The organism is Lutibacter sp. A64, from assembly GCF_022429565.1.
Taxonomy (GTDB): domain Bacteria; phylum Bacteroidota; class Bacteroidia; order Flavobacteriales; family Flavobacteriaceae; genus Lutibacter.
This window is the reverse complement of record NZ_CP092487.1, coordinates 1,747,666-1,760,135: the sequence shown is the minus strand read 5'-3', so window position 1 is coordinate 1,760,135 and position 12,470 is coordinate 1,747,666. Positions and strand designations below refer to the sequence as shown.

Here is a 12,470-nt window from a genome sequence, read left to right as displayed (position 1 = left end):
ATAAAAGGTAATTTTAAAAAATAAATTATTCTTAATTTACCAGCGATTTAGAAATTAAAAATAATGAAGAAAATATTTGTGTTTGTACTTTTATGTTGTTTGTATAGTTGTACGGTAAAGGAAGCGCCTGAATTTATAGGTGTTTCAAATATAAAAGTTGCAGCATCTACAAAAACATATATTACTTTAAAAGGTGATGCTATGTTTAAAAATCCAAATGATATTAGTGGTAAATTAAAAACTGATGAAATTAAAGTTTTTGTAAATGGTAATCAAATGGCAACTATAGCAACAGAAAATTTTGATGTACCAGCCAAAAAGGAATTTACAATACCGTTAAAAGTAAATATTCCTACAGATAGTATTTTTTCAAATAAGAATATTAGCGGTTTAATTGGTAGTATTTTTAGTAAAAAAATTGAAGTAAAATATAAAGGCGAAATTAAATATACAATTTTTGGTTTTTCAGAATCTTATACTATTGATGAGGTTGAGAATATAAAAATTAAGTAGTGCTTTTTTATTTTTAATAATAAGATTTTAGTTTTTGAATTTTAAAAGTATCTTCAAAAAAAATATTTTAAAAAATGGATTGATAATTATTTAAAAATTTGTAATTTAATCAGTCATTTAATTTATATTTTTTTATGATGCATATTAAACTATTTAACCAAGTATTCTTTTTCTTTTCAATAATTTTAATCACTTCATGTTCAGGTAATCCACAATTAAATCTTTCGGAAGCTGTATTGTTTCCAAAACCAGTTTCAGTATCTGAAACAGGAAGTTCTTTTGAATTAAATGCTAAAACTAAAATTTTTGTAACTAATGATTCAGAAGAATTATTAGGAATAGGGAATTCGTTAGTTTCAATATTAAATCCTGCTACAGGTTTTAATTTAGCGGTAGAAACCGGATCCGAGACTTCAAAATCGAATAGCATTTATTTAAAAATAAGTGATTTAGATACTAAATTTGGGAGTGAAGGTTATAAATTAACGATTTCTGAAAAAAATATTGTTATAGAATCTGTTACTGTAGAAGGTGTTTTTAGGGCAATTCAAACGTTGCGTCAGCTTTTATCAGATGAAATAGAATCTACACAAAAACAAGAAAAACAGTGGTTTATTGCATCTGGAGAAATTGAAGATTATCCAGAGTACGCATATAGAGGTGCAATGTTAGATGTTGCACGTCACTTTTTTGGTGTTGAAGATGTAAAACGTTACATAGATTTACTTGCAGCTTATAAAATTAATATACTTCACCTGCATTTATCTGATGATCAAGGTTGGAGAATTGAAATTAAATCGTGGCCAAAACTTACAACAATTGGTGGGTCTACTGAAGTTGGTGGAGGCGAAGGAGGCTTTTATACACAAGAACAGTATAAAGAAATTGTGGCATATGCAGCAGCTAACTATATTACTGTAATTCCAGAAATTGATATGCCAGGGCATACAAATGCAGCATTGGCATCGTATCCAGAATTAAATTGTGACGGTAAATCTCCAGAATTATATACAGGAATAAAAGTTGGTTTTAGCACCTTATGTACAAGTAAAGAAATTACATATAAATTTATTGATGATGTGGTTAAAGAATTAGTAGCATTAACACCTGGCCCATATATTCATATTGGTGGAGATGAATCTCATGTTACAGATATGGAAGATTATATACCTTTTATTAATAGAGTTCAAGATATTGTTAACTCTTATAATAAAACAGTAATTGGTTGGGATGAAATAGCACATGCAGATCTTAAAAATGAGGCTATTGTTCAATTTTGGGCAAAAGAAGAAAATGCTAAAAAAGGAGTTGCTCAAAATTCAAAAGTAATAGTATCACCTTCAACAAAAACTTATTTGGATATGAAGTACGATTCTTTAACTAATATAGGTTTAAATTGGGCTGGTTATATAGAATTGGATAGCGCTTATTTATGGACTCCAGATACTTTTATTAAGGGTGTTAAAAAAGAAAATATTTTAGGTATAGAATCTCCTTTATGGACTGAGACAATAACAACAATGGATGATATTGAATATATGGTATTTCCTAGAATTATTGGTCATTCTGAAATCGGTTGGACACCAACTTCTTTAAGAAATTGGGAAGACTATAAAGAGCGTTTAATAAAACATACTAAAAGATTAAAACTTATGGATGTTAATTATTACGATTCTAAACTTCTTTCTGAATAATAATTTAGTTGAATTATAAGAAGAACTCTATAAAAAATAAATGCAGAGGTTATATTGAGCTTGTCGAAATATAACAATTTGTTGCAAAATAACAATGGATTTCGACAAGCTCAACCTGACAACCAATTTTAAATAACACTTCGACTCCGCTTAGTGATCAGTTACTGAGCGGAGTCGAAGCTTAGGTTAACTAAATTATTATTTTACCATCAACCATCAGCTAATCTCCAATTTTTATTCTAACTCCTTCACTATGGCTGCTAAATTCTGGAGCATACATACTTTGTATGGTTGTAATTCCGTTGCTGAAGTTTCCTGCATTGTTTACGCGTAAATCGTATTCAAAAACATACACACCTTTTGGTAAACGCTCCATAAAAAAGTTAGTTGATGCATCTTTTGTGCTTTCGTAATAACCTAAACCATCTTGCCATTTGTAGCTAGAGATTACATTTATAGGTTCTAAACCACTTGCTCGCATATCTTTCATATGTACAAATTCCATTGGTCTATCAACTTTTAATTCAATGCGAACTGTAATTAAATCACCTAATTTTAAGTTAGAAGTTTCAGTAATTTCTGTTAACTCTTTTCCTGTATCAGTATTCGATTTCAAGAATAATTTTTTACTCAATTTTAAAGGAGTTTCTGCTGAAGTTATTTTATTTAAATCTTCAAAATATTGCCAATACAAACCGCCCCAAGCAATGCCTTCGTCTTTTTTAGAAAGCGTTACTTCTCCCATTTCTGAAGTAATTTCATTGCCACTCCACGAAGTTTTAAAATAACCTGTTCCAGCTTCAACTTTTACGTTTTCTAATTTTGAAGGTTCAATTTTTTTGTTTCCTACTGTTACTTCAACAGATTCATTAATAGATAGCCAATCGCTTCCTTGTAATAATAATGCATACACAGCTTCAGTAGTTGCTTTGGTGGTTTTCCAACTATTGGTTTGTTTGTTTTTAAGTAGCCAAATTTTTAATTCATCAACAATTTTTATGTCATTTTCTATTTCAGAAAACACTTCAATTAGTAAGGCTTGTGTTTCAATAGGTGATTGATACCAGAACCAACTTGGTGTATTTTTTTTCCAATACATTCCTAATTCTTCAGAAGTAATACTGTTTTCTTTTAACGATTTTATTATTTCAGAAGTAATTTTAGAATTCTCATTTCTATGCTGAATCAAAGCAATCATCCCTTTTGAATATAAGTTGAAGTTTGTCCAATATGTAGCAGATTGATTTGTGTAATAATCTACTGCCGTTTGAACTTTTGTAGGAATTTTAATTTCACTATAAAAACTACGCATATACAAATAATGTAATTGTGTGTGCCCTAAATGGTTTTTAGCTAAATATTCTTGCTCAGCTTTTATACCTTTTGTTGTTGTTTTTTCTTTTTCTCTAATTTTTTTAGCTTCTGACAAAAGTTTGTTATAATCTTCTAAAATCTCATCATCTAAAAATTCAACAGCCTTAACAATCATTTTATCAGTTTCAGAAGTTTCAACAATATTTAATTGTTTTAAATGTCCATAACTAGAAGCAATGTGCTGCGTAATATATCTATTAGGATAATCACTTCCTTTAAACCAAGGAAAACCACCGTTAGAGAATTGCAATTGTTTTAATTTATTGAGTGCGATTTCTTGTTCGTTTTTCATTTTATTTAAATCGAACAATAAAGCAATACGTTTTTTTTGTTCGGTTTCACTTTGTGCATCACGTAACCAAGGAGTTTCTTGAATAATAATAGATTTCAACTCTTCATTTTTCTCTAAATTAGAAACCAACGCATCGCTTGTTTTCCATAAATTAAATACTTTTTGTATTTGTGGATTTGAATTTGCAATATGACTTGCTAGTGTATTAGAATAATAACGCGAGAATGTTTGTTCAGCACATTCATACGGATATTCCATTAAATACGGTAAACTTTGCACTGCATACCAAGCCGGATTTGATGTGATTTCTAACATTAATTTGTGATTTTTTAATGTTCGGTCGCTGAGCGGAGTCGAAGCGCTATTCACTAATTTATCTAACGTAAAAGTTTTTGTTTGATTGCTGCGAACCCACATTGGTAATGTTTCGGTAACCAACATTCTGTTTGATAATACCGGCAATACATTTTGTTCTCCGTCAGAAAAATCTCCAGCTTTTGCTACAATTTTATATTGTACAGCTTGAATGTCTTCTGGAATATGAAGTTTCCAGCTTAAATTTGAGTTTCCTTTTGCATTAATTGTAAAATTTTGTTGGTTTGAAGTGCCGATTTTAAATAATTCTGTTGAAATATCCTTTCCAGAGATTGCATCTGTTAAAATTAATTCAGCAACTCCGTTTAGATTTTTATCCGTAATATTTGAAATTTTACTAGAAAATTCTAGAACATCACCTTCACGTAAAAAACGAGGTGGATTTGGTAATACCATCAACTCTTTTTGAGTTACGGTTGTCAATGTTTTGGTTGAAGCTGCTAGTTCTTTGGTATGAGCCAGTAACTGTAATTTCCATTGTGTTAATGCTTCTGGAATTGTAAAACTAAAACTTATAGTTCCATCTTTATCTGTTTTTAGATGAGGGTAGAAAAAAGCAGTTTCGTTAAAATTTGTACGAATTTTTACTGTTGAAACGTCTGTTTTTTTATTTTCTAAAATTTCATTTTCATCTTTTTTTGTTCCATAAGCAACTGTAACAACTTCCTCAAGATCTTCTTCATTTTCTTCTACAGCCATAATCATATCTGAAGCAACTACGTTGTTATTAACACTTTTAAATTTTTGCATTGAGCTAACACCTCTAATTAGGATTTGGTTTCTGTTTAAGCGTAAACCAAACCAGTTTAAGGCATCAAAATGTTGTTGTATTTGTCCGTTGTAGACATTATTTAAATTATTAATGTTGAATCGAGAAGTTTGAAAACTTTGATGTGCTCTTCTGTTTGTTTGTGCATAGTAAACAGGGTGTGAAATTGGATAGAATTGCCAATTATGCGGTTTAAATTGATCTAAAGAAGCATCATACATACTTGCTAATAATTCTGCTGCTACTTTTTCTCCTTTGTTTCCTTTTAGTTTAAAACTCCAAGTTTCGGTTTGTCCAGGTTGTAATTTATCTCTAAATGTAAGTGTTTCTATTTCTAATTCTTTTACAGGATATGGAACTACAATTGGCAATGTACCGTTTTCAAATGCGTTAAAATTTGTAAAACTATAGTGAATTGCAAATCCGCCTAAATCATCTGTTGTTACAGGAATTTTTAGTGCTTTAATTTCATTATTTAAATGAATTATTTGAGTGTCAACTATTTTATGATCTTTTTCAATATCAATAGTTACTGTTAAATCTTTTGAAGCTGATCCAACTTTTAAAGTCACAGTTTCGTTAGGTTTGTAGCTACTTTTATCTAAAGAAATAGTAAATAATTGTTTATCTGAAACTTGTTTATCATTTTCACTAAATACTGTAATTAATTGCTTGTCGGTAACCAATTGTCCGAATTTATCTTTGCTTTCTAGCTCTATAATATATTTGCCAGATTCCCAATTTTTAATTTTATTAAGTGCAATTTCTGGACTGTTTTCGGTGTTAAAACTGGTATTAAAAACAAGGCTGCCTTTTTTCCAATTAGCTGCATTATCTTCATTTGAAAAAGCTTCATTTGGAAATTTAGTTTTAAATTCTTCAAAAGTATATAATTGATAATCTGGAGTAGTCCAAACACGTTTTCTTAAAACGTTTTCTGGAGCTCGTAGTTTATATATTTTTACATTTCCTTTAGCTGAAACAGTTTGATTGTTTAAGTTTTTAGTTTCAACTTTTAGTAGGTTTTCTTTACTGTTTTTATCAATTGAGCTGTCTATATTAATTTCAGCAGTTAATGCGTGATAACCTACTTTTACTACTGTAGAGGCACTTCTGGTTTCACCATTTATATCGGTAACATCTGCAGTTACTTCATAATAAAAAATTGGTAGATTTTCTTTATCAATGCTTTTGTCTGCTAAAGCTTTAAAAGTGATATTGTAATTTCCTTCGGCATCTGTTCTGGTTTCTCCATAGGTGATTTCTTGTGGTTCTGAAGGAGTAAAATACGGTCTGTACCAATAAAACCATCTTGGGTAGATTACTTTTCTATAAACTCTATAGGTAACTTTTGCTTCGGAAATTGTGCTACCAGCATACGCCATAGCATTTCCTGTAACTATAACACTATCGTTAATTTTATAGGTTTCGGTAATTGGGTTAAAATTGGTTTCAAATTTTGGACGTTTGTATTCTTCAACAGAAAAATAATGGCGTTGATAAGTATATCCTAATTGATTTAACCGAATAGAATATTGTCCTAAAAGTCCGTTGGTTGGTAGTATAAATTCACCACTAATAGCACCAAATTCGTTGGTGTTTAAATTTAGTTCGCTTATTTTTTCATTATTTACATTATATAGTGAGGCTGTTACAAACTCGTCTGTGTAAGGTGTTGATTTATCATCGTCTTTTTCAATAAAAATACCTTTAAAATAAACTGTTTGGCTTGGTCTATAAATACTTCTATCAGTAAATAAGAATGTTTTTATTGTTATATTGTTTTTAGGCTCCGTGTAGTTGTAATTACTAAAATAATAATCACCAAAACGAGCTTCATCATGCTCGGTTTTAATATAAATTACAACATTTCTATTTGAATCTTTTGAAGTAAAACTCAATTGCCCATTTTTGTCGGTTGTATAATTTTTATTAATAGTGTTGTTATAACGTCCGGTATTGTAGTTTTTTATGTTCACTTTTGCACCAGCAATAGGTTTTCCATTATTTCTATCAACTACTTGGTACGTATAATTGTTATTTAAGCGATTTTCAATTAAGGCAAGATTTGTAACCTGGATTGTAGTAGTGGCAAAAAGACTTTCTTCGTTTACGCTTTTAACAGTAGATGCATAAATTAGGTATTGACCATTTTTTAAAGGTGGAATTGAAATTTCGGTAGCATGTTGCTGATAATCGTTTTCTGTTTTTAGGGTTTGTTGAAAAGAGTTTAATGGATTTAGTTTTTTGATAAAAGCTATTTTTTCGTTGTTATTATAGATTTTATTAAAACTAGAAAGTTGGTTTTCTGAGATAGTATAAATTGTAAAATATAGGTTTTCAATATTTTTATAATTTACTAAAACCTTACTATTTTTTTCTATTGGAATATGTTTTTCGGTAGTTATATCTAAACTGCTTTTTAAAATTCGTTGTTTTAATTGCTTGCAATTTTTTGCACCAATACTTTCAGGAAACCGTTCAATTGCAATTTCACATATTTTTAAGGCTTCAATATTTTTAAATTGATTTTTGGTATTGCTTATTGCGTTATATTTAGAAGCTTCATTGGCATAAATAGTAGCAATTTCAAAATCGATTAATGTTGCTGTTTCGTTTAAAGAAAATTCATTTTTTAATTGTTGCAGTGCTACTAAAAAATGTTCATCTTTTTGGTTAACTATAGCATGCTTTTTTACAAATTTTAAACGTTCTAAATCTGCTGAAATTAAAGCATCTATATTACCGCTTTTAGTATGAAAAGCAAGTATATTTTGATATATTTTTAATGCGTTTAATTGTAAAGAAAGACTGTCTTTTGCTTTTAATTCTAATAGAGAAAATGCTTTGTTATTATTAAAATACTTGTCATCGTCAATTTCGAATTTATAATTAGCTTGTGTAATAGCTGTTTCAGAAGTTTTGTAAAATTTTAAGGCATTATGGTTTAAAAAATCGAATAAAGTTGGTCTAAACTTTTTTGAATCTTTTTGAAGGTTTAAAATTTCATCAAACTGACTTAAATCTGTTTGTTGAGCTACCAATCCGTTTTGTAAAGAATTTTGAAAATGTGTATGAATTTCTGTAAAAATGGTTTGTAAATCCCAAGTTCTAAAATCTACAAAATCAACCTTTTCAGTTGTTTTTGTTCTGTTGTAAAATTTATACCGATTTTGTTGAAAATATTGCCAATATAAGTTAGCCAAAACACTTTCTAATATATTTTTTGTTGGAAATTTAGCTGAGTTAATTTCCGTTTTAAATGAATTTATAATAGTTAATTGAGCCTCTTCTTCAAGTGTTAAAGCGTATTTAGATTGGTGTAATAAAGCTTTTATAATTTGTGGGCTGTTATTTTCTTCTTTTGCTTTTGTATAAATTTCATTAACAACTTTTAAAGCAGATTTTGGAAGTTTATCAGTTTCAAATTGAGTCACTTTAAGCCAAAGTTTGTCGTAATTATTATAACTTTTTTGAGCATTAGTATTGTTAGAAAATAAAAATAGCGACATAATTATTAAAGTGAATTTTTTCATATTGAATTTATTTATACAATTACGCAAAATAATTGTTAATTGAAACTATTAAATTTATAAAATTAAATTACGTATTTGTACTTTTACCACATTAATTAAAAACACGTATGAATTTACATTTTATTGCTATTGGTGGAAGCGCTATGCACAACCTAGCTATTGCCTTACTACAAAAAGGATACCAAATTACTGGAAGTGATGATACTATTTTTGAACCTTCAAAATCTCGTTTAGAAAAAAAAGGGTTATTACCTAAAGAATTTGGTTGGTTTCCAGAAAAAATTACTAAAGATTTAGATGCCATTGTTTTAGGAATGCACGCAAAAGCTGACAATCCAGAGTTGTTGAAAGCTAAAGAATTAGGTGTTAAAATATATTCATATCCCGAATTTTTATATGAACAGAGCAAAGATAAAACAAGGGTTGTAATTGGTGGTTCTCATGGTAAAACTACTATAACTTCAATGATATTACACGTGTTAAATTATCATGAAATTGAAGTTGATTATATGGTTGGCGCGCAGTTAGAAGGTTTTGATACTATGGTGCATTTAACTTCAGAAAATGAATTTATGGTGTTAGAAGGAGACGAATATTTAAGTTCTCCAATAGATTTGCGACCTAAATTTCATTTATACAAACCAAATATTGCGCTTTTAAGCGGTATTGCTTGGGATCATATTAACGTATTTCCAACATTTGAAAACTATGTAGCGCAATTTTCTATTTTTACAGATTCACTAATTAATGGTGGAATTATGGTTTATAATGAAGAGGATGTAGAGGTAAAAAAAGTAGTAGAAAATTCTGAAAGTCCAATTAAAAAATACCCATATAAAACTCCAGATTTTAAAATTGTAAATGGTACAACTTATATAGAAACTGCTGAAGGAGAAATGCCTTTAGAGTTTTTTGGAAAACATAATTTGCAAAATATGGCAGGAGCAAAGTGGATTTGTCAACATATGGGGGTTGGAGAAGACGAATTTTATGAAGCTATCGCTTCATTTAAAGGAGCAAGTAAGCGTTTAGAAAAAATAGCTGAAAATGATAATGCTGTAGTTTTTAAGGATTTTGCACATTCACCAAGTAAAGTGAAAGCCACAACAACTGCTGTTAAAAATCAGTATGCAGAACGTAAAGTTATTGCTTGTTTGGAGCTGCACACCTATAGTAGTTTAAACGCAGAATTTTTAAAAGAATATGAAGGTGCTTTAGATAAAGCTGATGTTGCAGTTGTGTTTTATTCTCCACACGCTGTTGAAATTAAAAAAATGAAAGAAGTTTCTGCAAAACAAATTAAAACTGCATTTAACCGAGAAGACATAATTATTTATACAAAACCAGAAGAATTTAGATCTTATTTATTCAATCAAAATTTAGAAAATTCCGCATTATTACTTATGAGTTCAGGTGATTATGGTGGGTTGGATTTTAAAAAATTAAAAGAATTATTGAAATAACTTTTTAATAAAAGATAAAAGAGTCTTTTATTTTTATATCTTTGTTTAGACAAAATCTAAATAAGATGAAGGTTTCTCAAAAAACTAAGATATCTACACTCATTAAAGAAAATAAAGATGTTATAGATACTATTGCATCAATAAATTCGCATTTCAAAAAATTAAAGAACCCTTTATTGCGTCGAGCTCTAGCGCCACGAGTTACAATAGCAGATGCTGCTAAAATTGGAGGTGTTACTATTGAAGTATTTTTAAATAAATTAAAAGAGATTGGGTTTCAAGTTGAAAACAATGTTGTAGAAACTGACTTAACTAAGGAAATTAGTATAAATAAAATAAACTTGGTAAGTTTTGATGTTCGTGCTATTATAGCAGAAGGAAAAGATCCTTTTAAAGAAATAATGCAGAAGATTAAACTGTTAGAAAAAAATCAAACGTTAGAAATTATAAATTCATTTGAGCCTATTCCATTAATTAATGTATTAAAATCTAAAGGATTTAGTACCGAAGTTAAAAGAAAAGGCGATTTAGTGCACACCTATTTTCAAAAAGTGGAAGAGGTGGCGTTGCATACAGTTGAATCTACTTGTACAACTGAAAATAATTTTGACGATATTTATAAAACATACATTGGTAAAATGGACTATGTAGATGTGCGTCATTTAGAAATGCCAGAACCAATGACAACCATTTTAGAAAAGTTAGAAACATTACCTAACGATTTTTGTTTGGTGGTAGATCATAAAAAAGTGCCTCAATTTTTATTACCTGAATTAAAAGAAAGAAATTTCGATATTTTTTACAATAAAATTGACGAGAATAATATTCAACTATTAATTAGAAAAGCCTAATGAATGGCTTACAAACAAATAATGCGCCGCACAGTAGTGTAGTTGTTCCTTATTTTATTTTTGGGGCAATTAGTTTATTAATTCTAGCGGTGTTATTGATTATGGCTGATGAAAGTTTGTTACAAGCTTACTTTAACACAAAGTTAATTGCTATAACGCATATTGCTGTTTTAGGTTGGGCTTCTATGATTGTTTTTGGAGCATTGTATCAACTAATTCCAGTGGTTTTTGAAACCGCTTTGTACAGCGAAAAATTAGCAAAAGTCACCTTTTGGTTTTCAGGGTTTAGCGTGTTGTTTTTATCGTATTCATTTTGGATAGCATCATACGTAACATTATTGCCTTACGCTTCGGTTTGTATGTTTTTATCGTTGTTATTGTTTGTGGTAAATGTTGGTTTAACTTATAAAAGTGCAACCTTAAAAAACATAAAATCCACCTTTGTAATTACAGCTGTTTTATGGTTATTAATAACCGAATTAATTGGAACTATAATTGCCCTAAATTTTAAGTTTAATTTTCTTTCTGAAATTCATCTTCATTATTTAAAAATACACGCAACCGTTGGTTTAATTGGTTGGTTTGTATTATTAATTATTGGAGTAGGAGCAACCTTAATTCCAATGTTTTTAATTTCACACGAGTTAAAAGAACAGAAATTAAAATATGCTTATTATTTAATAAATGGCGGATTATTAGTAGCTGTACTAAATTGGTTTTTATTTCAGAAGAGTGAATTAGATTATTTAATTTCAGTCTTAATTATTGGTGGAGTTTTGTTTTTTGTTTCCTTTATTTATGATTCATACAAAAAGAGATTACGTAAAAAATTAGATGTTGGTATGCAGTATTCTATGCTTGCAATTGCAGCTGTATTTGTACCATTTATTTTAATTGGTTTTATAGTTTTAAATGCTTCTTTTGAAGTTGAATTTATGTATAGAATTATAACTTTTTATGGTTTCTCCATTATTTTTGGATTGATTACAACCTTAATTTTAGGTCAAACCTATAAAACATTACCATTTATTATTTGGTTAAATAAGTATAAAAAACTAGTAGGGAAAACCAAAACACCGTTGCCAAGAGAATTGTATTCGGAAAAAATAGCGAGCATTCAATTTGTTCTCTATTTTGTGTTTATTGGAATGTTTGTAGTAGGCTTTTTAATAAATCAATTGCTGCTTATTAAAATAGGAAGCTATGCTTTATTGCTGGTTGCTATTTTATACAATGTGAATATATTTAAAATGATTACCCATAAAGTTAAATCTATAGAAAATGAATAAACAAGAAATTACTGAATTTGAATTAGAACTTTTAGAATTATTAAAAAATGTAATGGATCCAGAAATTGAAATTAATATTGTTGATTTAGGTTTAATTTATGAACTAAATTACGATGGAGAAGCAGAGGTAAATATTGATTTAACATTCTCAACGCCATCGTGTCCATTAGGTGAAACTATTATTACCAATATTAAAGAAATAATTGCTCAAAAGCACGCTTCAATTCACACCAATGTAAAAGTTGTTTTTGAACCAAAATGGACAACTGCTAATATTTCAGAAGAAGGAAAACAAATTTTAGGGCTTTAAAATA

7 protein-coding genes are annotated in these 12,470 nt (G+C 28.9%); 6 read left to right on the top strand and 1 reads right to left on the bottom strand.

Annotated features, from left to right (window positions below):
• Positions 1-63 precede the first annotated feature (63 nt).
• Together MKD41_RS07400 and MKD41_RS07395 are read left to right on the top strand one after the other, a co-directional pair.
• The gene (locus MKD41_RS07400) at positions 64-513 is read left to right on the top strand and encodes an LEA type 2 family protein (protein ID WP_240244794.1); all 450 of its coding nucleotides are present in this window, start codon (positions 64-66) and stop codon (positions 511-513) included.
• A gap of 134 nt (positions 514-647) precedes the next feature.
• Complete coding sequence (locus tag MKD41_RS07395) at positions 648-2,207, top strand: beta-N-acetylhexosaminidase (RefSeq protein ID WP_240244793.1); 1,560 nt, start codon at positions 648-650, stop codon at positions 2,205-2,207.
• A gap of 220 nt (positions 2,208-2,427) precedes the next feature.
• On the opposite strand, the gene MKD41_RS07390 is transcribed toward MKD41_RS07395, so the two are convergent.
• The gene (locus MKD41_RS07390) at positions 2,428-8,553 is read right to left on the bottom strand and encodes an alpha-2-macroglobulin family protein (protein ID WP_240244792.1); all 6,126 of its coding nucleotides are present in this window, start codon (positions 8,551-8,553) and stop codon (positions 2,428-2,430) included.
• Positions 8,554-8,660: 107 nt separating this feature from the next.
• On the opposite strand from MKD41_RS07390, the gene MKD41_RS07385 reads away from it, so the two are divergent.
• From MKD41_RS07385 to MKD41_RS07370, 4 genes are all read left to right on the top strand, one after another.
• On the top strand, positions 8,661-10,016 hold the full coding sequence (locus MKD41_RS07385) for a UDP-N-acetylmuramate--L-alanine ligase (protein WP_240244791.1): 1,356 nt from the start codon (positions 8,661-8,663) through the stop codon (positions 10,014-10,016).
• Positions 10,017-10,081: 65 nt separating this feature from the next.
• Complete coding sequence (locus MKD41_RS07380) at positions 10,082-10,867, top strand: DUF2249 domain-containing protein (protein WP_240244790.1); 786 nt, start codon at positions 10,082-10,084, stop codon at positions 10,865-10,867.
• On the top strand, positions 10,867-12,156 hold the full coding sequence (locus MKD41_RS07375) for a hypothetical protein (RefSeq protein WP_240244789.1): 1,290 nt from the start codon (positions 10,867-10,869) through the stop codon (positions 12,154-12,156). Before MKD41_RS07380 ends, MKD41_RS07375 begins: the two co-directional genes overlap by 1 nt.
• Complete coding sequence (locus tag MKD41_RS07370; protein WP_240244788.1) at positions 12,149-12,466, top strand: metal-sulfur cluster assembly factor; 318 nt, start codon at positions 12,149-12,151, stop codon at positions 12,464-12,466. Before MKD41_RS07375 ends, MKD41_RS07370 begins: the two co-directional genes overlap by 8 nt.
• Positions 12,467-12,470: the final 4 nt, after the last annotated feature.

Coding starts and splice junctions, on each gene's coding strand:
- MKD41_RS07380 (WP_240244790.1), top strand. CDS start 10,082: ATGAAGGTTTCTCAAAAAACTAAGATATCTACACTCATTAAAGAAAAT.
- MKD41_RS07385 (WP_240244791.1), top strand. CDS start 8,661: ATGAATTTACATTTTATTGCTATTGGTGGAAGCGCTATGCACAACCTA.
- MKD41_RS07395 (WP_240244793.1), top strand. CDS start 648: ATGATGCATATTAAACTATTTAACCAAGTATTCTTTTTCTTTTCAATA.
- MKD41_RS07370 (WP_240244788.1), top strand. CDS start 12,149: ATGAATAAACAAGAAATTACTGAATTTGAATTAGAACTTTTAGAATTA.
- MKD41_RS07390 (WP_240244792.1), bottom strand. CDS start 8,553: ATGAAAAAATTCACTTTAATAATTATGTCGCTATTTTTATTTTCTAAC.
- MKD41_RS07375 (WP_240244789.1), top strand. CDS start 10,867: ATGAATGGCTTACAAACAAATAATGCGCCGCACAGTAGTGTAGTTGTT.
- MKD41_RS07400 (WP_240244794.1), top strand. CDS start 64: ATGAAGAAAATATTTGTGTTTGTACTTTTATGTTGTTTGTATAGTTGT.